Source organism: Phytobacter ursingii (assembly GCF_001022135.1).
Taxonomy (GTDB): Bacteria; Pseudomonadota; Gammaproteobacteria; order Enterobacterales; family Enterobacteriaceae; genus Phytobacter; species Phytobacter ursingii.
On record NZ_CP011602.1, the window covers coordinates 1179608 to 1206464 of the forward strand.

A 26857-nucleotide genomic window follows, 5' to 3' on the forward strand; every position below is an offset into this window, starting at 1 on the left:
GTATCAAACCATCCGGGGATAATCCATGGCAATTCAGGGTATAGAAAGCGTTATCAGCCAACTGCAGGCGACCGCAAGTCTGGCGAAAAATCAAAGCGTTGATAACGCTGACAGCGTTCAGACGGTGAGTTTTGCCGGGCAGCTGCATGCCGCGCTGGATCGAATCAGCGATACGCAGAACACGGCGCGTACACAGGCTGAGAAATTCACCCTTGGCGAACCGGGCGTGGCGTTGAATGACGTAATGACCGACTTACAGAAATCATCCATTTCCCTGCAAATGGGTGTCCAGGTGCGTAACAAGCTTGTAACGGCTTACCAGGACATCATGAATATGCAGGTTTAGTTTTTTGCTGGCAGCCCCGTCCGGAGCTGCCACTTTTTGTCTATAGAAAACCCCCAGCTAGGCTGGGGGTTCCGGAAAGCTTTCAGCTTTAAGCCAGTTATTAAAACCCCTTTTGATTTGTTAAAACACCTTGCGGTCTGGCAACTGCAAAAGTTCAACAAGAAATCAAAAGGGGGTCCCAATGGGGGACGAAAAGAGCTTAGCGCACACCCGATGGAACTGTAAATATCACATAGTTTTTGCGCCAAAATACCGAAGACAAGCGTTCTATGGAGAGAAACGTCTTGCGATAGGGAGCATTTTAAGAAAGCTGTGTGAGTGGAAAAATGTACGGATCCTGGAAGCTGAATGCTGCGCAGATCATATCCATATGCTTGTGGAAATCCCGCCCAAAATGAGCGTATCCGGCTTTATGGGATATCTGAAAGGGAAAAGCAGTCTGATGCTTTATGAGCAGTTTGGCGATCTGAAATTCAAATACAGGAACAGGGAGTTCTGGTGCCGGGGATACTACGTAGACACGGTAGGGAAGAACACGGCGAAGATACAAGAATACATAAAGCACCAGCTTGAAGAGGATAAAATGGGCGAGCAGTTGTCGATCCCTTATCCGGGTAGCCCGTTTACGGGCCGTAAGTAACGAAGTTTGATGCAAATGTCAGATCGTATGCGCCTGTTAGGGCGCGGCTGGTAACAGAGCCTTATAGGCGCATCCGAAAAACCTCCGGCTATGCCGGAGGATATTTATTTCACCGAACTTCATGTAAAGAGTGCCGGTGAGCCATCCTTTAGCCGCCTTTTCCCTATTTCTGAATCATATAACGAATCGTTGGCCCATCCTGCTGGATGTCCAGCACCGTATAGCCATGGTTTCGCGCATCGACAGGAATGTTATTGATTGACTGCGGGCAGTCGCTGATGACTTCCAGAATTTCGCCTTTTTTTAACTGCGGCAGTGCCTCCAGCGTCGCTACTGCCGGGTAGGGGCAGGGTTCACCCGTCATATCCAGACGGTAATCGGGTACGATGTTCATGCGGTCTCCTTAATTGCCGCCCGCGATGCGCGGCGGAAAAATTGTTTTTCCCAGCCAATGACAAAGAGCAGGGCGATAAGCAGCAGGGCATACGTCACCAGCAATCCGCCGAGCGGCCCAAAGGTTTTCAACAGGTTGACTTTATCCCAGTTTGTGGCGAGCGCAGGGGAGATGTCATCCCAGAAGTAAGCCAGCAGAGTTGAACCAATAACGTTACCCAGACCGACCCACCAGTAATGTACCTGCCCTTCAACGGCACGATACATCCAGCCGGTCTCACAACCGCCGGCCAGCACAATGCCAAAGCCAAAAAGCAAGCCACCGAGAACAGCATTCGGGCCTGCCCACATGATTTTGGCTTCCACACCCAACTGTATGTAACTGAAAATACCGATCGCGCTGGCCGCCATGCCGAAAATAATCGCTTTTGCCATTAACGTACGGCCCGTTATCCACATATCGCGGAAGGCGGAGGTGAAACAGATCTGCGCACGTTCAATCAGCAAACCAAAGCCTACGCCGAACAACATCGCCAGCCCCAGCTTCGGCTGGTTCATCGCCGTCAGCAGCGCCCAGCCAATCATCCCGGCAAATATCAGCATCCCCAGACGGAAGCGCCGACGCGCCTGGTCCGCGTTTTGTGTCAGTGGCGACGCCGCTGAGACTTTCTGCATTTTTACCGGTATGCGGAAAAGGGGGAGGAGCGTAAAGCGGGCACCCAGCCATGAACCGATGGCGGTAGCGACGGCAAAAAACCAGGCGTGTAGCGAGAACTGCGGAATGCCGGTAAAGAAGGCTGCCAGGTTACAGCCCATTGCCAGACGCGCGCCAAATCCGGCGATAATCCCGCCGATGACCGCCTGGACAATGCGGATGCGATGCTGCGGCAGACGGAGTTTCACGTTGTTTGCCCATAATGCTGCGGCAAAACAACCGCCAAACATACCGATAATCATCATGCCGTCTATTCGGGTCAGCGGTGTGCCATCAAGATGAATGAGTTTAAAGTATCCCCACTCTTCGGCGTGTACCCCTGCCAGTTGCAGCAGTTGCCCGCCCCAACGGGTAAATTCCCCCGTTACCGCCCAGAAGGTGCCGGTAATGCCGAAATAGTAGGTGGAAAGAATTCCCGCTGCGATAACCGCCGGAACAGGCGACCAGAATTTAATCAGGAAGGTCGTTTTAATGTGTTGCCATGACATGGTATTAGCCTCTGAACTCAGAAGGTGCCAACGAAAAATGAACCGGACTGTGCCCGGGACGTGCATATTAGCTGTGTTTAATAACTGGAAACCTGTACTCAGTCAAAAATCGGGTCTGGTATGATGAAACCCTGGTGGCCGCAGGCGTTTAGTGCCACACTCATTCTGTCGCAAAAAGCAGGAAAGATAATGAAAAAACAACTGATTATTGGCGCAATGCTGGCACTGAGTGGTTGCGTGCAGGTGGATGATTTTACCTCGGTGGTCAAGCACCCGGCCCCGGAAGGGCTGGCGGGCAACTGGCAGACGGTGGGACCGCAAAGTAAACTGGTCAGCCCTGAGGCTATTGCCTCGCTAATCATTACGCCAGAAGGGGATACGCTGGATTGCCGTCAGTGGCAACGCGTGATTGCGGTACCGGGCAAGCTGATGCCCAGGGGAGATGACTGGTATAACGTGACGCAGCAGCGCGATATCTATCGCCTTGAGCGCGACGGTAATCAACTTGACTATGACGGCATGACCTTGCGCCGGGTTGATAAGCCGACCGTTGAGTGTACGCAGGCGCTGGCGAAGAAAACCGTTATTGGCGTGAAACCCTGAACAACGGCGCTGAGCGAGTCCGTTCGCTCAGCGCAATCATCACAGCACCTCTTCCTGTACCCAGACGCTGACACTCCCGCCATGGCAATAAAACGTGCCTTCACCGTTTTCATCGGTGGTGACGCTCTCCTGGTAGTCCCCCAGATAATCACGCCACACTTTATTGCCGTAGTTAACACCGAGATTCAACGTCTTCTCGCCGTCGTCACCGTTTGACATGACGACCACACAGCCAGGATTGTCTTGCGTCCCGCTACGGCTAAAAGCGATACAGTTAGGGTGATCGAACCAGAGCGTCTGCACCCCATGGGCAAAGCGCTGGCGGGCAAGGATAAGCCGGTCCAGCTTGTCGATAACCGGCATATCGACATGGTATGTTTCACCATCGCCGCCGGTATCTTCATAACTTGCGCCGAACAGATCCGGGTAGAACACAGACGGTACGCCATTTTCCCGCAGCAGAATGAGCGCATAGGCCAGCGGTTTAAACCAGGCTTCTACCGGTGCCTCCAGTGCCTGGAGCGGCTGTGTGTCATGGTTGGCGACCAGCGTCACGGCATGGAACGGGTCAGCTTCTACCAGCGTGCCGGTAAAAATTTGGCTCATATCATAGTCGCGCCCCTGTTTTGAGGCTTCATGAAAATTCATATGCAGCGGTGCGTCGAACAACATAGTCTTGCCCTCGACCTGGCCAATGTACTGCTGCAGTTTATCCACGTCGTGAGACCAGTATTCGGCGACGATAAATAACGGCTCAGGCGCCACATCCTGGACATGCTCTATCCATTCTTTATAGAACCATGCGGGAATATGTTTCACGGCATCAAGGCGAAAACCGTCACAGTGAGTCTGGTCCATCACCCAGCGCGCCCAGTATTTGATCTCTTCGGTCACCGCGTGGTTACGAAAATCGATATTCGCTCCCATCAGGTAATCGAAGTTACCCATCTCGTCATCCACCTGATCGTTCCAGCCTTCGCCAGTGTAATCATTGATGATTTTAAACACGCCGTCTTCGGCGGGATTTTCAATATGATCGATACCGCTAAAACATTTGTAATCCCAGATAAATTTTGAATATTTACCCTGACGGGCAGGGAAGGTGTAGCGTGTCCAGGCTTCGCATTCCAGCACTGTGTCATCAATTTGTGTCCGGTCTTGCTCGTTCACTCGATTAACGCGAATCGCCTCTTTTTCATCGGCGCCCATTTTATGGTTCACCACCACGTCCAGGAGAACAGCAATACCGTGGCTGTGCAGCGCGTCGATAGCGGCATGAAGCTGATCCTTGTCGCCATATTTTGTGGCCACGGATCCTTTTTGATCAAATTCACCTAAATCAAAGAGATCATACGTGTCATATCCCACAGAATAGCCGCCGGACGCGCCTTTATACGCGGGCGGTAACCAGACCATGTTGATGCCAAGATCATTGAGGCTGGCAGCACGGGCCTGAAGTTCGGGCCACAGCTTGCCGCCGTCGGGGTAATACCAGTGAAAGGTCTGCAATAAAGTGGGGTTTTTCATCTTCCTTGCTCCAGAAGTCGCGTCATTGGACTTCTGGAGTATGGAAGAAAACCATAGGATTGGTGGTTACTGATTTAAATTATTTGGGAACAAGATTTTACCAGACAAATTACCATAAGCTGAGGTCAGAGACTGTTGCTTACCTGTTTTATCAATCAGGTGGCGCAGCTCTTCCATGCGCTGCTGTAACAGCACCTTGAGCTCAGCTTCATTTGACAACACCATCCCCAGCAGCTCTTTAGCCTGCTGATTTTGCAGTTTGTTGCCTGGTGAAATCGGGTTGCGGGCAATACTCTCTACAAGCTGTACGTAGTTGACTTCCTGTTCAATCAATTCATCCCATTTACCTGAATGGGCGAGATTTAGCATGGTGATGCTCAGAGCATGCAACGCATGCCAGTCGGTAAGAGATGGGATGAAGTTAGTCATCAACGCATGTCCTGATGAGTAGAAGCCGATGTGTTAATTTGTTTCCACGCATCGGCGATATTGTTCAGCAGTCTCTCTACCTCAATGATGCCTTCCACGTCGTTATGCAGGTTTGACTGTAACAAACGGCGCACCATATAGTCGTAAAGCGATGCCATATTTCGAGGGAGCTCACCCTCAACATCCATGTCCAGCCCTGCCTTGAGACCGTTATCTATAATGATGATAGCATGTGAAAGTGCCTGGCCTTTAGACACCAAATCCCCTTGTTCGAGGAACAGCCGTGCCCTGACAAGGGCACTGTGTGCCCCGTCAAAAAGCATGACAATAAGCTGATGCGGGCTTGCGCTCATTACCGCGCTTTCCAGCCCAACTTTTTGATAAGAACTAGCACCACTTTGACTATACATATCAAATCCTTAACTGCGTGAAGAACTAAACTGCTGTGTTAAGTAAGCTGCGGTACTGTTCAATTTACTGACCATTGTGTCGAGCGCAGTAAACTGCGACTTGTAACGGGCCATGGTTGCTTCAATCGTTGCTTCCATATCGGTATAACGCTGATCAAGGGTCTTAATGGTCTTGTTAATACCGTCCTGCGCGTTCTGGATAACGCCCGTACTACCTGTCGCGGTGCTCAGCATCGTTGTCAGGGTATTGTTCATCTTGGTCGCTAAACCGGTCTTAGTACCGTCACCAATAAAATAGGCCTGAACCGATTCCGGGTTGTCGGTTAGCGCTTTCGATAACTTGGTCGAATCCACCGTTAATGTACCGGTCGAGCCATCGGAGCCGGTTACCGGGTTTTGGGTAATCCCAAGCTGAGCCAGTATCTTGTAATTTCCGCTTTGGCTTTGTACATCAGTCAGCAGCGAACGCAGTTGAGACTGAATCGAACGTACGTTCGAATCGCCCAGCAGCGCGCCGTTACTGGAGGACTGGCTATCAGCGCCTGCATCCACAGCAACATATTTCGTTACGCTAGCGATAGTGGATTGCAGTGAGTTATAGGCGGTCACCCAGTTATTGATAGCCGTGGTGTTAGCGTCTGTTGCACGGCCAATACTTAGCGTTTCATCTGCCGTACTTTTTGATTTGAGCGTCAGCGTCACACCGGGCAATGCATCAGTAATGGTGTTGCTGTCGCGTTCAATCGCCACATTATTGATGGAGACCTTCGCATTCTGAGAGGCTGTCTGCACGGCAAGGGCGCTACTTGTGCTGTCATGGCCAATCTTCTGCTGCAGGGTATCATCGCCCGTTACAGTGACCGTCATGTCATAATCGGTACCGGTCGATTTTGAGGTCAGCATCAGGCGATAGTCGCCATCCGTTGCCTTCATAACTGTTGCGCTGACGTTACCGCCTGCTTTATTGATGGCATTAGCGATACCGGTCAATGATGTATCCGAATCTGCCAATTGCACCGTCAGCGGCGTTTTTGTCCCCGCCTGGGTAATGGTAATGGTACGCGTGTTGTCAGTTGTCGTTCCGCCAAGCTGCGTAGTGTTGCTGGGAATACTGGAGGACATCAGTACTTGCGCTTTCGCCACCTGACTAACGTTAACAGTATAATCCCCTACCGTTGCATCACTGGTCGTGGCTGCAGAGAATGAGGTGTTCGTACTATTAACGGTTGTTGAGTTCCATGTAGCTGCTTTACCCAGCGCCGCTGTCGCGGTTTGAAGGCTGGTTAAGGCACTTTGCAACTTACCATACGCACTTAATTGAGCGGTATATGTGGTCTTCTGGTTGGTAATCGTTGTCAGCTTGGTGTTTTCAGCTGTTTCCAGGTTGTTGTACAACGTGGTTAGATCCAGACCGGAACCTACACCAAGGTTACTAATAGAAGCCATGTCTGTTTTCCTTTGCGTCTTGTGTGTAACTTGACTCTCTATCGGCAACTCGAGCAAAAAGTTTACACACCGTATGAAAAAATAATCGACAGAAAAGCGGGAGCAGTTAGGGGTAAATAAGAGGATTGTAGAAGATAAAAACAGTAGCGGAAAGGCGATTTTTTGAGCTAAAAAGACGCTTTAAGAAATTTAAATCATTTAAAAACAATGAGATAAAATTTTTTATCGATTATTTCTAAAGTCCTTCGCAGATGCGCCGATACCCTTGTTGACGGTGAGAGACGCCGTAAGTGTTAGGCACCGACCCTAAATCAATTTTTGAAGGAAAGTAATTATGGCAGTTATCAATACTAACCTGTTGTCACTGACTACTCAGAACAACCTGAACAAATCTCAGTCTGCGCTGGGCACTGCTATTGAGCGTCTGTCCTCCGGTCTGCGTATCAACAGCGCAAAAGATGATGCGGCTGGTCAGGCAATTTCTAACCGTTTCACTTCTAACATCAAAGGCCTTACTCAGGCTGCTCGTAACGCGAACGACGGTATTTCTATAGCTCAGACCGCTGAAGGTTCTCTGAACGAAATCAACAATAACTTGCAGCGTATCCGTGAGCTGGCAGTTCAGGCTCAGAACGGTACCAACTCCGGTTCCGACATCGACTCCATCCAGTCTGAAGTTAACCAGCGTCTGGACGAGATCAGCCGTGTTGCAAGCCAGACTCAGTTCAATGGGCTGAAAGTATTGAACTCTGCTGGTACTATCAGTATTCAAGTTGGATCGAATGATAGTGAGAAAATTGACATCACCATCAATAATAATTCCGGTTGGAACTTGAAGGCAGCGGGGTCGGCTGGGACATTAGGTGGTAATGTAACAGCACGCACAGTAAGTCAGTCTGGTATTGATGTCTTGGCAAGTGATGTTTTGGCTAAAATTGATGGTGCTCTAAAAGCTGTGGATAACCAACGTTCTGACTTGGGTGCCATCCAGAACCGTTTCGAATCTACCATCTCTAATTTGAATAACACCGTGACTAACCTGTCCGCAGCACAGTCTCGTATTCAGGATGCTGACTACGCGACCGAAGTCTCTAACATGAGCCGTGCGCAAATTCTGCAGCAGGCAGGTACTTCTGTACTGGCTCAGGCGAACCAAGTTCCGCAGACAGTACTGTCTCTGTTACGTTAAACAGTATCAATTTATTAAAACCAGCCTTAGGGCTCGATGCCGATTAATTAAGGCTTGGTTGATCGACCCTCAAACTGCGACACTATAACGGCTTCCATAACAGGAAGCCGTTTTCTTGTCTAAAGAAAACCCCCAGCTAGGCTGTAATGCCGATCAGTTAAGGATCGGTTGACCGATCCAGTGGCTGTGTAAGAATCCGGAAATACTGGACTGACCCCACAACAGTAGACATTTCCTGTCCTCACGACGAGGCCTGTTCGAAGGCCTCCGGACTGACGCCGCCGGGATGGCTGTGACGCCGGGCCCGGTTGTAGAACACTTCAATGTAATCGAAGATATCCGCCCGGGCCAGATCCCGGGTTTTGTATATTCGCTTCCTGATGCGTTCTTTTTTCAGTGAACTAAAGAACGATTCGGCCACCGCATTATCCTGGCAGTTGCCACGCCGGCTCATGCTCGGTGCCAGGTTATTGGCCCGGCAGAAGCGCTGCCAGTCGTCACTGCCGTACTGACTATGATCGCTGTGTACGATGACCTCGCCGTCCGGTTTTCGGCGCCAGACCGCCATCATCAGCGCGTCGAGCGCCAGTTCGCGTGAGAGAGTGGGTTTCATCGACCAGCCAACCACGTTACGGGCGAAGAGATCGATAACCACCGCCAGATACAACCATCCCTGCCAGGTGCGGATATAAGTAATGTCGGTGACCCAGACCTGATTGGCCCGGAGAACGGTGAACTGCCGCTGCACGCGATTAGGAGCAACCACTGAAGGTCTGCCGGCGATACGACGTGGCGCTTTATAGCCGTGTACAGCTTTAATCCGGTTCAGTTGCATGATGCGACCCACCCGGTTTTTACCGCAGGTTTCCCCGATTTCGTTCAGATCGCCATGAACCCGCCGGTAACCGTATACTCCTCCCCTCAGGGAATATGAGTCGCGGATAAGTATCAGCAGGCGCTGGTTATCTTTATCACGCGCCGAGACAGGGTTGTGCAGCCACGCATAGAACCCGGCCCGGGCGACATTCAGTACCCGACACATCGTCATCACACCCCATACAGTGCGGTGCTCATTGATAAAGCGGTACTTCAGTGTAAGCGTGCAGCGAGAACCGTATTGACGGGGATGTGTTATTCAGTTGGCAGTGCTACGCGCCAGGGGAGTAGTTCGCTGACCCGGTTTATCGGCCAGTCCGCTATGACGTTAAGGACGTGACGGAGGTAGCTTTCTGGCTCCACTCCGTTCAGTTTGCATGTCCCGATCAGGCTGTACAGCAGCGCTCCCCGCTCTCCTCCATGATCCGAACCGAAGAACAGGTAGTTTTTGCGGCCCAGGCTGACCATCCGTAGCGCATTCTCAGCTATGTTGTTATCTGCCTCGGCCCAGCCGTCGTCAGTATAGTAAGCCAGCGCCGGCCACTGGTTCAGTACGTACGTGAACGCTTTCGCCAGTTCTGAGTGTCGCGACAGCGTTTTCACCTTTTCACGCAGCCAGCTTTCCAGGGATTTCAGCCGCGGTTTAGCTTTTTGCTGACGTTCTGCAAGGCGTCGCTTCGCCGGCATTCCCCTTATCTCCGCTTCAACGGCATACAGCTCGCCGATACGCTTCAGGGCTTCATCCGTCAGCGCCGACGGTGTGCGGACGTGCACATCGTGGATTTTACGGCGGGCGTGAGCCCAGCAGGCGGCTTCCGTTATCTGGCCATCGCGGTACAGCTCGTTGAACCCGGCGTACGCATCGGCCTGCAGCACACCACTGAACCCTGCAAGATGGGTCTGAGGGTGGATGCCTTTTCTGTCCGGGCTGTAAGCGAACCACACCGCCGGCGCGACTGCTGATCCAGCGTTGCGGTCATCACGAACATACGTCCACAACCGCCCGGTCTTCGTCTTCTTATTGCCCGGCAGCAGCACCTGGACCGGGGTGTCATCGGCATGGAGTTTACCGTCGGTCAGGACATAGCCCTGAAGCGCCTCTTCCAGCGGTGACAGCAGCCGGCAGCATGCATCCACCCAGCCCGACAGCAGTGAGCGGCTCAGCTCCACACCCTGGCGGCTGTATATTTCTGACTGCCGGTACAGCGGGGTATGTTCTGCATACTTTGAACTCAGCACGCGGGCCAGCAGCCCCGGTCCGGCGATACCCCGCTCGATGGGACGTGAAGGCGCGGGGGCCTGCACGATGGCATCGCACTGAGTACAGGCATGCTTTTCACGTACTGTCCGGATAACCCGGAAGGCGCTGCGCATCAGCTCCAGCTGTTCGGCGGCATCTTCACCCAGGTAACTCAGCGCGCCACCACATTCCGGGCAGCATGACGCTGCCGGCAGCAGCCGTTTTTCGTCACGGGGAAGTGATTCAGGGAACGGTTTGCGGGTACGGGTCTGCCGCAGCGGGCGCTGCACGGCCGGGTCATCCACCCGGCCGGTAAGGGTATCGCTTTCTTTCTGCAACTGCTTAAGGTCGGCTTCCATCTGCGCGATACGGCGGGAGACTTTTTCGGAGCGGCTGCCGAAGTTCATCCGGCGCAGCTTATCCAGTTGCGCCTGCAGGTGATCTATTTCGCGTTCACGCTCGTTCAGCTTTTCCAGAAGGGCACGGTTCAGCGCCTCCTGTTCGGCAAGGAGACGTTTCAGTTCATCGATATCGTCAGGAAGTAAGCTGTTCATACCGGGTATATTACCAGGCTCATTCAGCGTCGACCAGGATAAAGAGGCCTACAACATAGTCAGTGACGTAAGCAGTCTTTTAGGCTGCCGCCAGTCGATACCTTCAAGGAGCATCGCCAGCTGTGCCGGTGTGAGGAACACTTTGCCATCCCGGGCTGACGGCCAGGCGAAGCGGCCGCGCTCCAGCCGTTTGGTCAGCAGACACAGTCCATCGCCGGTAGACCAGAGGAGCTTTACCTGACTGCCATTACGCCCACGGAAGATAAAAACGTGACCTGACATCGGATCGTCTTTCAGCGTCGTCTGCACCTTTGCCGCCAGGCCGTTGAAGCCGTTTCTCATATCGGTGATGCCAGCGACCAGCCAGATCTTTGTCCCTGATGGTAATGGGATCAACGTTTGAGCTCCCGTATCAGCAGGTTCAGGATATTTTCGCTGATGGCACCATTCAGACGGAGTGATCCGTGCCGGAACGTCACTTCACAGCTGATATTGAGTGATTCAGGTGCCGCAGCAGCTACAGGTTGTGACCGGGGGGAGGTTGCAGGGACAACATCTTCGGTATCAAGTGTTATCGGGAGCAGCTCAGGCACGTTGTTTTCTGTTGTTGAAGGAGGACGTAGTTTTCCTTCGCGCCAGTACTGGCGCCACTTGAACAGCAAATTATCGTTGATCCCATGCTCACGAGCGAGTTGCGCTACGGAGATCTCTGGTCGATGCGAGAGTTCAACCATTTTGATTTTGAACTCAACGGGATAATTAGGGCTTTTTTTACGCACTGCGGTTAATGATTTCATGGATAGCGTCCACCATATTTGGTGTCCACTATCCTCTCAGGAATATCAGGATCTGCCAGACGGTGCTGAGACGACGCTTACACTTCAGTCGGGCTCCCTTGCAAAGTACCGCGCGGCCTTTTTCAGGATATCCCGTTCTTCTTCGGTGCGTTTTAGCTGCGCCCGTAGTTTCAGGATCTCGCTTTTGGCTTCCAGTAAATCCCGGGCCTGCTGTTCGCTGTTATCAGGCTTGATAGCCCGTAGCCACTTGTAGAGGCTGTGTGCAGAAACGCCCAGACGGTCGGATACTTCGGTAACGGAATATCCGCGTTCCGTTATCTGACGGATGGCTTCTTCCTTAAATTCAGGTGTAAATCGTGGTGTGCCCATACGCTCCTCCTTGTATCTTGAAAGTGGATTACTATGTTCTGGCTTAGATTTGGCAAAGCCCGTGTAGTCCGATTCCTCCTGGGGTTATTCAAGCCCGCAGCATAGCGACTGACGCACAGGCTGAGTCGTTCATCTGAAGCCCGAACAGTTGTCTGAACTTCAAATCGTATTTGCAAGGAGGGGTATAGATGAGCGTGTCAAATCAACGTTGTGCAGGCATTGATGTTTCGAAAAGCACTCTGGATATTGCAATCAGCAATATTGCCCAGTCATTCACTGTGCCAAATGAAGATGGCGGTTTTAATCAGATACTCAAAGAGTTAAAGCGAAATGAAACTCAACTGATCCTGATGGAAGCCACCGGGGGACTTGAGTCTGGTGTGGCTGGCTATCTTCAGTCTGAAGGTTTTGATGTGGTTGTTATCAATCCCCGACAGGCGCGAGATTTTGCCCGCGCAATGGGCTATCTGGCTAAGACCGACCAAATAGATGCCAGAGTCCTGCTACAAATGGCAAAAGTTATTAACCAGCATCCTGAGCGGGAAAAATATATTCGTCCCTTACCTGATGCTCACAGGCAGTTGCTGGCAGCAATGGTGGTCAGACGCCGACAATTAACGATAATGCTTACAGCTGAGCGAAACAGATTGCATCCATCGCATCCTCAGAATCACGAAAGTATCAGATTTATTATTTCGGTATTAAAAAGTGAAATGGCTCGTATAGAAGCTGAAATGTCAGCCTATATTTCGAAAAATTTCAGTGAATTATCTGCATTATTGAGCGCCGTTAAAGGTGTTGGTGCAGCGACTGTTGCCGTGCTGCTGGCTGAGGTTCCGGAGCTTGGAACGTTGTCACGACGTGAAATTAGTGCGCTTATTGGGGTTGCTCCAGTAAACAGAGATTCCGGCACAATGCGCGGTCGCCGAACGGTATTTGGAGGGCGAGCCTCCGTCCGAACAGCTCTCTATATGTCCGCACTGGTCGGGACGAGGCACAACCCAGTAATTAAAGAATTCTATACACGCCTCGTTGCCGCAGGAAAACCAAAAAAGGTTGCACTGACCGCCTGCATCAGAAAACTACTGACCATCCTTAACGCAATGCTGAAAAATAATGAAGCATGGGATCCGTTGTATCACCAACATGCTTCGTAATCGGGTTCGAGGACAGTTGCTATGCTCAAACTATAGAGCAGGATCGTCTACCGGGGCGGGGTCAGTCCAAGTTTTCTAAGCGAGAATTAGCCACATATTAAGCTATTAATTTACGAAATTGTGATAAGTAGCAGAAGGTATAATATTAAGTGTGATATCACATAAAATGAGTTTATATCAGCCATGAATACACACAATTATCTTAACCAAAAAACAGCGATTTCGAATAAGACAGGACTCCCTTGGACTCCAAGCCTTCTACATGCTGCTTGTTGGTTCTATGGTTTTGAGTCCTCACTTATCAAATATTCCCGAATTTTAGTTTTAGGGTGTGACGAGGAAGAGACACTTTTGGCAATAGCGACCTCATGCCCTTTTGCGCGTGTAGTCGGGGTTAATCTTATTACTGAGGTTCAGGACGAACGGCAAAAGCCCTCGAATGCCTACATACCGGAAAACTTGGAGTTTTATTACCTATCAATCGAAGAAATTTTAAACTTACAAGATAATTGCTGGGATTATATTGTCTTACAGAATCCTTTTTCATTGTTGAATCAGGAGGTGACATCTGCCTTGCTTCAACATTTAAGTGGATTGTTATCTGATAATGGCGTCATTGCGTTTCATTGGACGTGTTTACCGGGCTCCGCGCATTTAGATAAATTACGTGATGCACTTCAGATATATAGTGGAGAGGCTTCTTCTTCAGATTTGCAATTAGCAAGGGCTAAATTAATGCTAATGAGTTTATCTGTTACGTCCGATTCTTTAGGAATTCGCCTTGAGCAGGCTAAAAGTGAAAAAATCTCGGATGTGCTTTTTTCTCATCATTATCTAGAAACATCAAATGAAGGTGAGTACCTTATTGAATTTAATGCTCGAATTAATAGTGCAGGGCTTTGCTACATCGGTGATCTCGACGCTGCTTCAGAATTATCGGAAAGCTATGGACATCAAGTGGCAGATCTCCACAACACGTTTGATGAGAACAGACAAAAAATTCTCCACCAACAATACCTTGATTTATTGACTAACCGTATGGGGCGTTTTAGTTTGCTGACACACAAAAAGCATATAGATATGATTTCTATATTGCCTGAGTTAAGTAATCTTAAAAACATGCGTTTCGCAGGATCTTTTCGTCGGATATTAAATAATACACATAATGTGTCTACTGTACTAGCAGGAAATGATGGGATAAAAGTTTCAACGGCTGATGAAACAACGTTACAAATTCTCGATATTCTTGGTGATGCTTGGCCGAGAAGTCTAAGTTTTGAACAGTTGGTATTTCATTGTGAGCTCATTGGATATAAAGACATTAAAGATACTGCTGCTGTAGTAGAGGAATCTTTACGTGCACTATTTTTAAAACGTCTTCCTGGGCTACATTATACTAAGGAAAAAGATGAGTACAGCACGGCCAATAATGTTGAGGTTCATGTCCTTCAATCGGTTCATTGTCAACTTGACATTAATCCTGATCTTGAGTGGATTATTAACGGCTGGGGAGAGAGGGTGGAAATTAATGAGTTAGAGCGTAAACAATTAAAAAATAACCTCATTGTTAATACTGAAAGTTGGACTGTTCTATATTCTTTGCATTGCAAAGGATTACTTAATGCTGGTGGCATAGGTTGGAAACATTTTTTACAGGATATGATACGTAATTGTCCACAAGAAAGTATCTTTAATTTAGCTAGTTCATTATTTCTATATTCTTGCGATGAAAGTGCATTCGGTTTTATGGATCGGAAGCAAAAAATGGCAGACAAAACAAAAAGTGTTATTAAGTTCGTTGACGAGGATGTCGAGTTGACGGAAGAACAAAAGAATACTATTTACAAGTTGACATTGCATGGAGAATATAGAAAGGCATATGAAATAGCCTGTGAGTATTTAGATGGAAGCATTAATACAGGCGCAACAGAGTATTATCTTTACACTTTGGCTAGACGGATCGGGGACTACGATATTGCATTGATTAAGCTCTCAAGAGCGCTATCATATCACTCGACAAGTGTATTTCTCTATTCTGAATTAGCGTTTGCATTTTTGTCTTGTAAGTACCATTGGCAAGCTTGGCGTTTCGCAAATGCTATCCTTCGTTGCAATAAAAAAAGCTCCCCAGAGTGGTATTTACTGGCATCAATTCATTACGATTTTAAGAGATTTGAGGATAGTGAATATTGTGCCCGTGAAGCATATAAATTGGTCCCAGAAAGTAAACTTATTGTGACTTTACTTGGAGGGACACTATGTGAACAGGCGAAAACAGATGAAGGTATTGAGTTTATCCGTAAGGGGATAAAGAATAAAGAAACTGATTACAGTCTCATGAGTGGGCTTGCTTTTATTCTTTCACATAGTGCTAAAACTAGTGTAAAAGATATACTAGATATTCATTATGAATATGGACGTGGTGTCAAAAAATGGGCACAAAAACAGCGTTTCTCTGGTTTTATCGTAAAAAATAAAGATCCTGAAAGGAGATTACGTATTGGTTTTGTTTCGGGTGATTTCCGTGATCGCCATCCTGTAAGTTTTTTCTTTTCACCGATCTGGCATTCTCTTGATCACAGTAATCTGGAACTTTACGCATATAGCAATATTCCAGCTCACCACGAAAACGAAGGTACTGAACGCTTTAAAGCAACTGCTGATCATTGGCGTAACGTTCGCCATATGAGTGATCGTGAAATGGCAGAGATGATAAAGCTAGATGAGATTGATATATTGGTCGACTTATCAGGCTATACAAGTGATAATCGGTTGCCTGTGTTTGCACTGAAACCTGCACCTATTCAGATCTCATGGATTGGTTATCATGCAACTACCGGTTTGGATGTAATAGATTACTATGCGACTATTTTTCCAGTGAAAAAATCACTTGAATTGGAAAAGCAGTTTACGGAAAAACTTATTTATATGTTTCTGCCAAAAATATTTGACCAAATGGCAAATGAAAATAATACGGAGGTTAATAGTCTACCTGCATTGTATAATGGTCACGTTACTTTCGGCAGTTTCAATAGAGCAAATAAACTTAACGAACAGGTATTTGATGCTTGGACTTCAGTCCTCAAATTAGTGCCGAATTCCCGGATGATTATCGGAAATATGCCCAAAGTAGTTTGGGAAAATGTTAAACAGCAATTTACTAGTCGCGGAGTTGACGTAGATCGCTTCGAATTACGCGAAATGGTGGATATGGATACCTATCTCGCTTATCATCATGACATTGACCTTTTACTGGATACTTTCCCCTTTACTGGAGGAACTGTAACAAGTCATGCTGCTTGGATGGGGGTACCAACTGTTTCATTTGCCGGAGAAACACTAGTGTCCAGACAAGGAGCAGCAATTATGTACTCTGTGAATTTACCACAATTTGTCGCTGACAATATAGATGATTATATTAATATCGCTGTTCAGTGGGCTGAAAAAAAATATGAGTTAAATCAGATTCGGCAGGAGCTACGTTCACGTATGAGTATTAAAGTAGATACTCAGCAGCAAATTGGCGCATTAGTTGAAAAAATGTTTAGAACCTGCTGGAAAAGGTATTGCGAAGGCAAAAAGGCGGAAAGTTTCTCAATTGGCGATGCTCCTGATTTTTAACATTTTGTTAATGCTCGTTTTTTTATTCTAATATGCGCGGTTGACAACGCTGGCACCATGATGCCAGCGTTGTCTGAATGGGTTGTTGTAGCAACCCTGCAAATAACCCCCCATTTCACCCACTATTCATCCGATTAAAAGTGCTACAGAATCGGATAATCATGCCGATAACTCAAACTAACGCAGGGCTGTTTATCGTGAATTCACTGTATACCGCTGAAGGTGTAATGGATAAACACTCGCTGTGGCAGCGTTATGTACCTTTGGTGCGTCACGAAGCATTGCGCCTGCAGGTGCGTTTGCCGGCGAGTGTGGAACTGGACGATCTGCTACAGGCGGGCGGGATCGGGTTACTGAATGCAGTTGACCGATACGACGCTCTGCAAGGAACGGCATTTACCACTTACGCAGTGCAGCGCATTCGTGGGGCCATGCTGGATGAATTGCGCAGCCGTGATTGGGTACCGCGCAGTGTCCGGCGTAACGCTCGCGAAGTAGCACAGGCTATGGGGCAACTTGAGCAAGAGCTGGGACGTAATGCGACCGAAACAGAAGTCGCACAACGCCTCGGTGTTCCGGTTGAAGAATACCGTCAGATGCTGCTTGATACCAACAATAGCCAGCTTTTCTCCTATGACGAATGGCGAGAAGAGCACGGTGACAGTATCGAAGTTGTGACTGACGATCATCAACAGGAAAACCCGTTATTCCAGTTAATGGAAAGTAATTTGCGTCACCGTGTAATGGAAGCGATTGAATCCTTACCGGAGCGCGAACAACTGGTTCTGACGCTTTATTATCAGGAAGAGCTTAATCTCAAAGAGATTGGCGCTGTTCTTGACGTCGGAGAATCTCGGGTTAGCCAATTGCATAGCCAGGCTATTAAGCGCTTACGTACAAAGCTGGGTAAGTTATAGGTTGGTGAGACTATCCGTACTGGATCGCCCCTGAAAAATGCCGCACAACGCATTGACAACCAGGAGTTATCATGACGGTGCAGCAACCTAAAAGACGGCCATTAAGCCGCTATTTAAAAGACTTTAAACACAGCCAAACACATTGCGCACATTGTCACAAATTACTCGACCGCATCACCCTGGTGCGTCGAGGCGAAATTGTGAACAAAATTGCAATATCACGCCTGGATATGCTTCTGGATGAGGCTGCCTGGCTGCAGGAACAAAAAGAATGGGTAGCGCTCTGCCGATTCTGCGGTGACCTGCATTGCAAAGAGCAAAGTGATTTCTTCGATATCATTGGATTTAAACAATTCCTTTTCGATCACACTGAAATGAGCCATGGCACGGTGCGCGAATACGTTGTCCGTCTTCGCCGGCTGGGAAATCATTTAAGTGAGCTTAATATCTCCCGTGATCTTCTTGACGAAGGGTATCCTGATGAAAATCTGGAGCCCTGGTTACCCACCACCAGTACCAATAATTACCGTATCGCGTTGCGTAAGTACGCACAATTTAAAGCACAAGCACGCTTTAACGTTGCGCAAAAGATCGCTGTCGGTGCTCGATCTGATATATATTAAAAATGAATAAAATGTAACGCACAGGTGCCTGAAAATGATTCAGGTACCGTGCGTTACGCTCTTCATTTTCTGGTCGGAGACACTATGAAACTTGCACTTTTGGGTCGTCAGGCGCTGATGGGTGTTATGGCAGTCGCGCTGGTTGCGGGGATGAGCGTCAAAACGTTCGCCGCTGAAAATTTACTGAATAAAGTTAAAGAGCGTGGCACGTTGCTGGTTGGACTGGAAGGCACCTATCCGCCGTTCAGTTTTCAGGGTGATGATGGCAAGCTTACCGGTTTTGAAGTTGAATTTGCCGATGCGCTGGCGAAACATTTGGGCGTGAAAGCAGCGCTGAAACCCACCAAGTGGGATGGCATGCTGGCGTCGCTGGATTCAAAACGTATTGATGTGGTGATTAACCAGGTCACTATCTCCGATGAACGTAAGAAAAAATACGATTTCTCCACCCCCTACACCGTCTCGGGTATTCAGGCACTGGTGAAAAAAGGCAATGAAGAGAGCATCAAATCCTCTGCCGATCTGAAAGGCAAAAAAGTGGGCGTGGGTCTGGGTACCAACTATGAAGAGTGGCTGCGCGCCAATGTGCAGGGCGTGGATATCCGTACCTACGATGATGATCCGACAAAATACCAGGATCTGCGCGTAGGCCGTATTGATGCCATTCTGGTGGACCGTCTTGCCGCGCTCGATCTGGTGAAAAAAACCAACAATACGCTGGCCGTTGCGGGGGATGCTTTCTCACGTCAGGAAGCGGGTGTCGCATTGCGTAAAGGTAACGAAGACCTGCTGAAAGCCATTGATGCGGCGATTGCCGACATGCAGAAAGACGGCACTCTGAAAGCGCTATCGGAAAAATGGTTCGGCGCAGATGTAACGAAGTAATCTCTCCGTAAGAAAAAGGCGCTAAATTCAGCGCCTTTTTTATTTACGCGCGGTATACGTGCATAATAAAAACAATTCCTATCTCGCTACCGGAGGATCAATGTCCTTACAAAATCTCACCCTTTTTCCCCGACTGGAATTTATCGGCGCGCCGACACCGCTGGAATACCTGCCGCGTTTTTCTGATTTCCTCGGTCGTGACATTTTTATAAAGCGCGATGATGTGACCCCCATAGCGATGGGCGGTAATAAGCTGCGTAAGCTGGAATTTCTCGCCGCAGATGCGCTGCGCGAGGGGGCTGACACGTTGATTACCGCAGGCGCTATTCAGTCTAACCACGTGCGTCAGACGGCGGCGGTGGCAGCGAAGCTCGGGCTTCACTGTGTGGCGCTGCTGGAGAATCCGATTGGCACGACCGCAGAAAATTATCTGAGCAACGGTAACCGTCTGCTGCTGGACCTGTTCAACACGCAAATCGAAATGTGCGACGCGCTGACCGATCCCAAACGCCAACTGGATGAGCTGGCAACGCGTATCGAAGCGCAGGGGTTTCGCCCATATGTGATCCCGGTTGGCGGCTCGAACGCGCTGGGGGCATTGGGTTATGTAGAAAGCGCGTTGGAAATCGCTCAGCAGTGTGAAGGTGCCGTAGGGCTTTCTTCGGTTGTGGTGGCGTCGGGCAGTGCCGGAACGCACGCCGGCCTGGCGATTGGCCTGGAACAACTTCTGCCGGAAGTCGAGCTCATCGGTGTGACGGTATCGCGCAGTGTTGCTGACCAAAAACCGAAAGTGGTAACCCTGCAACAGGAGGTTGCACAGCTGCTGGACGTGAAGGCCAGCGCAGAGATTACCCTATGGGATGAGTATTTCGCGCCAGGCTACGGCCAGCCTAATGATGAGGGTATGGAAGCGGTTAAACTGCTGGCGCGGCTGGAAGGTATTCTTCTCGACCCGGTGTATACCGGCAAGGCGATGGCGGGTCTTATCGATGGAATTGAGCAGAAACGTTTTAAAGATGATGGCCCGATTTTGTTTGTCCACACCGGCGGCGCTCCGGCGCTGTTTGCCTATCACCCACATGTTTAATCTCCGGGCAGAACAACCATAATGCAAGAAAGTCTACAGCTGGTTTTCGACTCAGCGCCGTTCCTGCTTAAAGGGGCGATATTTACACTGCAACTGAGCATCGGTGGCATGTTCTTTGGCCTGCTGCTGGGGTTTGTACTGGCGTTAATGCGCTTGTCGCCGCTGCTGCCTGTACGCTGGCTGGCACGCGTCTACATCTCGATTTTTCGCGGTACGCCGCTTATCGCCCAGCTGTTTATGATCTACTACGGCTTGCCGCAATTTGGCATTGAGCTGGATCCGATCCCGGCGGCAATGATCGGTTTGTCGCTCAATACCGCCGCCTACGCCTCGGAAACATTGCGCGCGGCGATCTCGTCTATCGATAAAGGGCAGTGGGAAGCCGCCGCGAGTATTGGCATGACACCGTGGCAAACGTTACGGCGCGCAATACTGCCACAAGCCGCGCGCGTGGCGTTGCCGCCGCTCTCTAACAGCTTCATCAGTCTGGTGAAAGACACCTCGCTGGCGGCGACGATTCAGGTGCCGGAGTTGTTCCGTCAGGCGCAGCTGATCACTTCGCGTACGCTGGAAGTGTTCACGATGTATCTTGCCGCTTCGCTGATTTATTGGGTTATGGCGACAGTGCTCTCTGCGTTGCAGAACTATTTTGAAAACCAGTTGAACCGTCAGGAGCGCGATCCGAAATGAGTGCTATCGAAGTGAAAAACCTGGTGAAACAATTCCACGGTCAGACGGTGCTACACGGTATCGATCTTGAGGTGGCGCAAGGGGAAGTGGTGGCAATTATCGGCCCCAGCGGATCCGGAAAAACCACGCTATTGCGCAGTATCAACCTGCTGGAGCAGCCCGAGAGCGGTACGATTCGGGTGGGCAATATGACCATTGATATGGTAAAGCCGTTGGGACAACAGAAAAACCTGATTCGCCAGCTGCGTCAGCATGTAGGTTTCGTGTTCCAGAACTTCAACCTCTTTCCACATCGCACGGTACTGGAAAACATCATCGAAGGGCCGGTGATTGTGAAAGGGGAAACGAAGGATGAAGCGACAGCACGGGCGCGGGAGCTGCTGGCCAAAGTAGGGTTAAGTGGTAAAGAAACCAGTTATCCGCGGCGGTTATCCGGCGGACAACAGCAGCGCGTCGCGATTGCGCGTGCGCTGGCGATGCGCCCGGATGTCATCCTGTTCGATGAACCGACCTCGGCGTTGGATCCTGAGCTGGTGGGAGAGGTGCTCAATACCATCAGGCAACTGGCGCAGGAAAAACGAACGATGGTCATTGTTACCCATGAAATGAGCTTTGCGCGCGATGTCGCAGACCGGGCCATCTTCATGGATCAGGGGCGCATTGTCGAACAGGGTGCGGCGAAGTCATTATTCGCGAATCCGCAGCAGCCACGCACACAGCAATTTCTGGAAAAATTCCTGATGCAGTAATGACTCACCGATTCGGCAGCGACTCGCTTTTCGAATCGGTGAGTTGTATCAACTTAAGCTAAATTTATTAGCGCACTTTAAAGCATATGCATTGCAAATAACGCTATTTAGCCACTCTCCGTCGCCGCATTTTCCCGCAAAAACAGTAGCTTCTGCCTTCACAGCTCGCCATAACCTGCGAAAATTTTTACTGATTTCCGCTAATACCGATATTTTACACTTATAAAAAAGATTTATGTGTTAATTTAATGTATCCATAATAATGATTATTATTGTCAGGGGTGATATCGGTCAGTATGCAGGATAATGATTTTTTCTCGTGGCGCAGGGAAATGCTGCTACGTTTTCAGGAGATAACCGACAAGGAAGAGGTCTATTCAACATTAAAGCAGCAAACGCAGCTGCTTGAATTTGATTTTTTTGCACTGTGTGTTCGTCATCCGGTGCCGTTTACGCGCCCGAAAATCAATGTCCACACCACGTACCCGGATGCCTGGATGGCACATTATCAGGCTGAAAATTATTTCGCGATTGATCCGGTACTTAAACCAGAGAATTTCCTTCACGGGCATTTACCGTGGAATGACAAATTATTTCACGAGACACCGGAATTATGGAATACCGCACGGGATTTTGGATTACGTAAAGGGATAACGCAGTGTTTGATGCTGCCAAACCATGCACTGGGATTCTTGTCCGTGTCTCGCTCGAGTATTCTTCATCATCCAGAGCATGATGAAGAGATTGAGTTGCGCCTGCAAACACTGATTCAACACAGCCTGATCACGCTTTCCCGACTGGGAGACAATATGGTCATTGCGCCGGAAATGAAATTCAGTAAGCGCGAGAAAGAAATTCTGAAATGGACAGCGGAAGGGAAGACATCGGCCGAAATCGCTATGATTTTGTCCATATCTGAGAATACGGTGAATTTTCACCAAAAGAACATGCAGAAAAAATTCAACGCGCCGAATAAAACACAGATTGCCTGTTATGCGGCGGCAACGGGAATCATCTGATCTGCATCTTCGTTCTGCGTGCCAGACGTATACCGGCTGCCAGCTTTTGTGCTGCCAGCCGGATTCACTTACTGGCGATAAGCTTGTTTGATCTGCTTCACCGTGTTGGTGAACACCGCAGCCTGGGCTTCATCTTCCAGCGTCGCGATCTGCTTTTCCATTTTAATGATGACGCGACCTGCATCAGCCTGCCCCATAGCCTGCAACATCAGCGTGATCATCGTTTTCAGGCATGAGACTTCCTGAGCCAGTTCCTGGTTATTATCAGCAGTGGAAAAATCAGGTGTGCTCATTTATTTACCTCGTTCTGTTACCGTGCTTAGCGTGACGGTGAATGTCAAAGCGGCGGAGTATACCACAAGCCAGGGGAAAAATAGCAGTGGTTGTTTTATGCGCACGCGTTATCTGGTTTATTAAATTAAACATTAACCGAATATTTAATTTTAATAGTGCAGGCAAAATATATGTTTAATAGAGGTAGAGCGTCGGTTAATTATTGTTACAAAGTACCGCTGCTATTTCCCCGGCAGAATAAAAAAAGTGCGTTCCGTCAACTTTCCGAAAAGCACTTTTAAACACGCAAACCTGATGCGGCGCGGGTTAAGAAAGTTTCCACAAAATGTACAGGTTAATTTCCAAAAACGAGACCAAAATCGAATGAGTGGCATTTTTAACTTTCAATAATGCGGCAAAAACCGTTAGTATGTGAAGAATTAGCTTGCAGCAGCGTCATCCCTTTTCTGGAGATATTCCATTGATCAACGTACTTCTTGTTGATGACCACGAACTGGTGCGCGCAGGGATACGACGCATTCTCGAAGATATTAAAGGCATAAAAATTTCTGGCGAAGTTTGTTGCGGCGAGGATGCCGTAAAATGGTGCCGGGCACATTCCGTCGACGTTGTGTTGATGGACATGAACATGCCGGGCATCGGCGGCCTTGAAGCCACACGCAAGATTGCGCGCGCTAATATCGACACCAAAGTCATCATGCTTACCATCCATACAGAAAACCCGCTTCCGGCGAAAGTGATGCAAGCTGGCGCGTCAGGTTATCTTAGCAAAGGCGCTGCACCGCAAGAAGTCGTCAATGCGATTCGCTCCGTCCATTCCGGACAACGATATATTGCGTCTGATATTGCTCAGCAGATGGCTCTCAGTCAGATTGAACCGGAAAAAACCGACTCACCCTTTGATAGTTTGTCTGAACGTGAATTGCAGATTATGCTGATGATCACTAAAGGTCAGAAGGTCAATGAGATCTCTGAGCAACTGAATCTCAGCCCCAAAACGGTGAACAGCTATCGCTATCGCATGTTCAGTAAATTGAACATTCATGGTGACGTGGAGCTGACTCACCTGGCGATTCGCCATGGTCTGTGCAATGCGGAGACGTTAGCAAGTCAGTGAATGAAGTTTTCGATTCAAAAGCCTTTCTCAAAACAGTGACCAGCAAACCGGGTGTCTACCGTATGTATGACACCGGCGGTACGGTTATCTATGTTGGCAAAGCAAAAGATCTTAAAAAGCGCCTCTCCAGTTATTTTCGCAGCAATCTCGCCTCGCGAAAAACAGAGGCGCTGGTTGCGCAGATCCAGCAGATTGATGTCACGGTAACGCATACCGAGACGGAAGCATTATTGCTGGAACACAACTACATCAAACTTTATCAGCCGCGTTACAACGTATTACTGCGTGATGATAAATCCTATCCTTTTATCTTCCTGAGCGGCGACACACATCCGCGCCTGGCGATGCATCGTGGTGCGAAGCATGCCAAAGGGGAGTACTTTGGCCCGTTTCCAAACGGTTACGCGGTGAGGGAGACACTGGCGCTCCTGCAAAAGATTTTCCCCGTTCGCCAATGCGAAAATAGTGTCTATCGCAATCGCTCGCGCCCGTGTCTGCAGTATCAGATTGGTCGCTGCCTGGGCCCTTGCGTGGCTGGCCTCGTCAGCGAAGAGGAGTACGCGCAGCAAGTGGATTACGTGCGTCTGTTCCTGGCAGGTAAAGATGATCAGGTGCTTACGAAACTGATTGCCCGAATGGAAAAAGCCAGTCAGGCGCTGGAATTTGAAGAGGCAGCGCGTATTCGCGATCAAATTCAGGCCGTGCGCCGGGTAACCGAAAAACAGTTTGTCTCAAACACCGGCGACGATCTGGACGTGATTGGCGTGGCATTCGATGCTGGCATGGCCTGTGTGCATGTGCTCTTTATTCGCCAGGGCAAGGTATTAGGCAGCCGCAGTTATTTCCCCAAAGTGCCGAATGGTACTGAGCTTGGTGAGGTGGTGGAAACTTTTGTCGGGCAGTTTTACTTGCAGGGGAGCCAGATGCGCACTCTGCCGGGTGAGATCCTGCTGGATTTTAACCTCAATGACAAAACGCTTTTGGCGGATTCATTGTCGGGGCTTGCCGGACGCAAAGTAAACGTGCAGACCAAACCACGTGGCGATCGTGCACGCTACCTGAAACTGGCGCGTACCAATGCCGCGACGGCGCTTAGCACGAAATTATCGCAGCAGTCGACCGTCAACCAGCGGCTGACGGCGCTGGCAACCTTGCTAAAACTGCCTGAAGTGAAGCGTATGGAATGTTTTGATATTAGCCATACCATGGGTGAGCAGACGGTGGCGTCCTGTGTGGTATTTGATGCCAACGGGCCTGTGCGTGCGGAATACCGGCGTTACAACATCACTGGTATCACGCCCGGCGATGATTACGCTGCAATGAACCAGGTGCTGCGTCGTCGTTACGGGAAGGCGATTGAAGAGAATAAAATTCCGGATGTGATTTTGATCGACGGCGGGAAAGGGCAGTTAGGGCAGGCCAAAACGGTTTTTGCTGAACTCGATGTTCCGTGGGATAAACACCATCCACTGCTGTTGGGCGTAGCGAAAGGAACCGACCGCAAAGCAGGGCTTGAGACGTTGTTTTTTGAGCCGGAAGGCGAAGGGTTTAGTCTGCCTCCTGATTCCCCCGCGTTGCATGTGATACAGCATATCCGCGACGAGTCGCACGATCATGCGATCAGCGGGCATCGCAAAAAGCGGGCAAAGGTGAAGAATACCAGTACCCTGGAAACCATCGAAGGCGTTGGTCCAAAGCGTCGCCAGATACTGTTAAAGTACATGGGGGGGCTGCAGGGCTTGCTGAATGCGAGTATTGAAGAAATTGCAAAAGTGCCGGGCATCTCGCAAGGTCTGGCAGAAAAGATCTACTACTCGTTGAAACATTAAGGGCTCTGTAGCAACATAGGGTCAAAATTTACTGACAACAGATAGTTACCGTCATTATGCGATTTAATATCCCTACGTTGCTTACCCTGTTTCGCGTCATCCTTATCCCATTTTTTGTTTTGGCATTTTACTTGCCTTTTCAATGGGCTTCGTTTGCATGCGCGCTGATTTTTCTCGTCGCCGCAGTCACCGACTGGTTTGATGGTTTCCTTGCGCGCCGCTGGAACCAGAGTACGCGTTTTGGTGCATTTCTGGATCCGGTGGCAGATAAAGTGATGGTCGCTATCGCAATGGTGCTGGTAGCAGAGCATTACCACACCTGGTGGGTGACGCTCCCGGCGGCAACCATGATTGCCCGCGAGATTATTATTTCGGCCCTGCGCGAATGGATGGCGGAATTGGGTAAACGCAACAGTGTTGCCGTCTCCTGGATCGGTAAAGTGAAAACGACCGCACAAATGACTGCACTGGTCTGGATGCTCTGGCGTCCAAATGAATGGGTCGAATGGGCGGGGATTGGCCTTTTCCTGATTGCTGCGGTACTGACACTGTGGTCGATGTTGCAATATTTGAACGCTGCCCGCGGAGATTTGCTTGAACAGTGATCGTTTCGCGTTAATTTTCAGCAAACGATCCGGGTTTTGAAAAATATCGTTGACTCAGTGCGTCAGGTAAGTAGAATGCATCGCATCGGACGGCAGCGTAGCTCGCCAGAAGATAACAAAATCAAGTGATTAGAACAAAACTTGATATTGCGGGAATAGCTCAGTTGGTAGAGCACGACCTTGCCAAGGTCGGGGTCGCGAGTTCGAGTCTCGTTTCCCGCTCCAGTTTAAAAGCATCGGCA

At 49.4% G+C, this 26857-nt stretch carries 27 protein-coding genes, 1 tRNA gene and 2 pseudogenes; 17 read left to right on the forward strand and 13 right to left on the reverse strand.

Annotated elements, in window-relative coordinates; translation table 11 throughout:
- The first annotated feature begins 25 nt into the window (after positions 1-25).
- Both fliE and tnpA (AB182_RS09005) read left to right on the forward strand, forming a co-directional pair.
- Positions 26-346 (forward strand): flagellar hook-basal body complex protein FliE, encoded by a 321-nt coding sequence (gene fliE, locus AB182_RS09000; RefSeq protein ID WP_047369784.1) that lies wholly within the window; start codon positions 26-28, stop codon positions 344-346.
- Positions 347-527: 181 nt separating this feature from the next.
- Positions 528-986 carry an IS200/IS605 family transposase gene (gene tnpA, locus AB182_RS09005; RefSeq protein WP_038918153.1) on the forward strand — a complete coding sequence of 153 codons (459 nt, stop codon included), beginning with the start codon at positions 528-530 and terminating at the stop codon, positions 984-986.
- Between the two features lie 163 nt (positions 987-1149).
- On the opposite strand, the gene yedF is transcribed toward tnpA (AB182_RS09005), so the two are convergent.
- The gene (gene yedF / locus AB182_RS09010; protein ID WP_047369785.1) at positions 1150-1380 is read right to left on the reverse strand and encodes a sulfurtransferase-like selenium metabolism protein YedF; all 231 of its coding nucleotides are present in this window, start codon (positions 1378-1380) and stop codon (positions 1150-1152) included.
- Positions 1377-2582 (reverse strand): selenium metabolism membrane protein YedE/FdhT, encoded by a 1206-nt coding sequence (yedE, locus tag AB182_RS09015; RefSeq protein WP_047369786.1) that lies wholly within the window; start codon positions 2580-2582, stop codon positions 1377-1379. The genes yedF and yedE overlap by 4 nt, the downstream gene beginning before the upstream one ends.
- Before the next feature lie 189 nt (positions 2583-2771).
- On the opposite strand from yedE, the gene yedD reads away from it, so the two are divergent.
- Positions 2772-3185: a lipoprotein YedD gene (gene yedD / locus AB182_RS09020; protein ID WP_047369787.1), complete on the forward strand. Its 414-nt coding sequence runs from the start codon at positions 2772-2774 to the stop codon at positions 3183-3185.
- Between the two features lie 39 nt (positions 3186-3224).
- On the opposite strand, the gene amyA is transcribed toward yedD, so the two are convergent.
- The 4 genes from amyA to fliD all read right to left on the reverse strand — a co-directional run bounded on the left by amyA (position 3225) and on the right by fliD (position 6997).
- Complete coding sequence (gene amyA / locus AB182_RS09025) at positions 3225-4712, reverse strand: alpha-amylase (RefSeq protein ID WP_047369788.1); 1488 nt, start codon at positions 4710-4712, stop codon at positions 3225-3227.
- 66 nt (positions 4713-4778) lie between these two features.
- Positions 4779-5141 carry a flagella biosynthesis regulatory protein FliT gene (fliT, locus tag AB182_RS09030; protein ID WP_047369789.1) on the reverse strand — a complete coding sequence of 121 codons (363 nt, stop codon included), beginning with the start codon at positions 5139-5141 and terminating at the stop codon, positions 4779-4781.
- A complete protein-coding gene (gene fliS / locus AB182_RS09035) occupies positions 5141-5551 on the reverse strand; it encodes a flagellar export chaperone FliS (protein ID WP_047369790.1) in 411 nt (136 codons plus the stop codon). The genes fliT and fliS overlap by 1 nt, the downstream gene beginning before the upstream one ends.
- Positions 5552-5560: 9 nt before the next feature.
- Positions 5561-6997: a flagellar filament capping protein FliD gene (gene fliD, locus AB182_RS09040; protein WP_047369791.1), complete on the reverse strand. Its 1437-nt coding sequence runs from the start codon at positions 6995-6997 to the stop codon at positions 5561-5563.
- A 334-nt stretch (positions 6998-7331) separates the two neighbouring features.
- Between fliD and AB182_RS09045 the strand changes: the two genes are divergently transcribed.
- Entirely contained in the window at positions 7332-8186 is an 855-nt protein-coding gene (locus AB182_RS09045; RefSeq protein WP_047369792.1) for a flagellin N-terminal helical domain-containing protein, read from the forward strand.
- Between the two features lie 241 nt (positions 8187-8427).
- Here the strand turns inward: AB182_RS09045 and AB182_RS09050 are convergent.
- The 5 genes and pseudogenes from AB182_RS09050 to AB182_RS09070 all read right to left on the reverse strand — a co-directional run.
- A pseudogene (locus AB182_RS09050) lies at positions 8428-9279 on the reverse strand (IS3 family transposase); the annotation flags it as partial.
- Positions 9280-9317: 38 nt separating this feature from the next.
- Positions 9318-10856: an IS66 family transposase gene (gene tnpC / locus AB182_RS09055; RefSeq protein ID WP_008786790.1), complete on the reverse strand. Its 1539-nt coding sequence runs from the start codon at positions 10854-10856 to the stop codon at positions 9318-9320.
- Positions 10857-10904: 48 nt separating this feature from the next.
- Entirely contained in the window at positions 10905-11252 is a 348-nt protein-coding gene (gene tnpB, locus AB182_RS09060; RefSeq protein WP_000612626.1) for an IS66 family insertion sequence element accessory protein TnpB, read from the reverse strand.
- Complete coding sequence (gene tnpA, locus AB182_RS09065) at positions 11249-11653, reverse strand: IS66-like element accessory protein TnpA (protein ID WP_000839182.1); 405 nt, start codon at positions 11651-11653, stop codon at positions 11249-11251. The genes tnpB and tnpA (AB182_RS09065) overlap by 4 nt, the downstream gene beginning before the upstream one ends.
- A 34-nt stretch (positions 11654-11687) precedes the next feature.
- Positions 11688-12022 (reverse strand): annotated as a pseudogene (locus AB182_RS09070) (transposase); the annotation flags it as partial.
- 188 nt (positions 12023-12210) lie between these two features.
- Here AB182_RS09070 and AB182_RS09075 point away from each other — a divergent pair.
- From AB182_RS09075 to sdiA, 9 genes are all read left to right on the forward strand, one after another.
- Positions 12211-13179, forward strand: a complete 969-nt coding sequence (locus tag AB182_RS09075) for an IS110 family RNA-guided transposase (RefSeq protein ID WP_047369795.1) — start codon at positions 12211-12213, stop codon at positions 13177-13179.
- 183 nt (positions 13180-13362) lie between these two features.
- Positions 13363-16800 (forward strand): O-linked N-acetylglucosamine transferase family protein, encoded by a 3438-nt coding sequence (locus AB182_RS09080; RefSeq protein WP_047369796.1) that lies wholly within the window; start codon positions 13363-13365, stop codon positions 16798-16800.
- Positions 16801-16997: 197 nt separating this feature from the next.
- Entirely contained in the window at positions 16998-17717 is a 720-nt protein-coding gene (locus AB182_RS09085; protein ID WP_041852034.1) for an RNA polymerase sigma factor FliA, read from the forward strand.
- A gap of 71 nt (positions 17718-17788) precedes the next feature.
- On the forward strand, positions 17789-18340 hold the full coding sequence (gene fliZ, locus AB182_RS09090) for a flagella biosynthesis regulatory protein FliZ (protein ID WP_047369797.1): 552 nt from the start codon (positions 17789-17791) through the stop codon (positions 18338-18340).
- 84 nt (positions 18341-18424) lie between these two features.
- Entirely contained in the window at positions 18425-19225 is an 801-nt protein-coding gene (gene tcyJ / locus AB182_RS09095) for a cystine ABC transporter substrate-binding protein (RefSeq protein WP_047369798.1), read from the forward strand.
- Between the two features lie 100 nt (positions 19226-19325).
- Entirely contained in the window at positions 19326-20312 is a 987-nt protein-coding gene (dcyD, locus tag AB182_RS09100) for a D-cysteine desulfhydrase (protein WP_047369799.1), read from the forward strand.
- Positions 20313-20333: 21 nt separating this feature from the next.
- Entirely contained in the window at positions 20334-21002 is a 669-nt protein-coding gene (tcyL, locus tag AB182_RS09105) for a cystine ABC transporter permease (protein WP_047369800.1), read from the forward strand.
- Positions 20999-21751, forward strand: coding sequence for an L-cystine ABC transporter ATP-binding protein TcyN (gene tcyN, locus AB182_RS09110; RefSeq protein WP_047369801.1), 753 nt, complete (start codon positions 20999-21001; stop codon positions 21749-21751). Before tcyL ends, tcyN begins: the two co-directional genes overlap by 4 nt.
- A gap of 296 nt (positions 21752-22047) precedes the next feature.
- Positions 22048-22770 carry a transcriptional regulator SdiA gene (gene sdiA / locus AB182_RS09115; RefSeq protein ID WP_047369802.1) on the forward strand — a complete coding sequence of 241 codons (723 nt, stop codon included), beginning with the start codon at positions 22048-22050 and terminating at the stop codon, positions 22768-22770.
- 68 nt (positions 22771-22838) lie between these two features.
- Here sdiA and AB182_RS09120 read toward each other — a convergent pair whose 3' ends face one another.
- Both AB182_RS09120 and AB182_RS33450 read right to left on the reverse strand, forming a co-directional pair.
- The gene (locus AB182_RS09120; protein ID WP_047369803.1) at positions 22839-23063 is read right to left on the reverse strand and encodes a DUF2594 family protein; all 225 of its coding nucleotides are present in this window, start codon (positions 23061-23063) and stop codon (positions 22839-22841) included.
- Positions 23064-23168 carry a hypothetical protein gene (locus AB182_RS33450; RefSeq protein ID WP_425503146.1) on the reverse strand — a complete coding sequence of 35 codons (105 nt, stop codon included), beginning with the start codon at positions 23166-23168 and terminating at the stop codon, positions 23064-23066.
- Between the two features lie 356 nt (positions 23169-23524).
- On the opposite strand from AB182_RS33450, the gene uvrY reads away from it, so the two are divergent.
- The 4 genes from uvrY to AB182_RS09140 all read left to right on the forward strand — a co-directional run bounded on the left by uvrY (position 23525) and on the right by AB182_RS09140 (position 26840).
- Positions 23525-24181, forward strand: coding sequence for a UvrY/SirA/GacA family response regulator transcription factor (gene uvrY, locus AB182_RS09125; protein WP_047369804.1), 657 nt, complete (start codon positions 23525-23527; stop codon positions 24179-24181).
- On the forward strand, positions 24178-26010 hold the full coding sequence (uvrC, locus tag AB182_RS09130) for an excinuclease ABC subunit UvrC (RefSeq protein WP_047369805.1): 1833 nt from the start codon (positions 24178-24180) through the stop codon (positions 26008-26010). Before uvrY ends, uvrC begins: the two co-directional genes overlap by 4 nt.
- A gap of 56 nt (positions 26011-26066) precedes the next feature.
- Positions 26067-26615, forward strand: coding sequence for a CDP-diacylglycerol--glycerol-3-phosphate 3-phosphatidyltransferase (gene pgsA / locus AB182_RS09135; RefSeq protein ID WP_047369806.1), 549 nt, complete (start codon positions 26067-26069; stop codon positions 26613-26615).
- Positions 26616-26764: 149 nt separating this feature from the next.
- Positions 26765-26840 (forward strand) — tRNA-Gly (locus tag AB182_RS09140).
- Positions 26841-26857 lie beyond the last annotated feature (17 nt).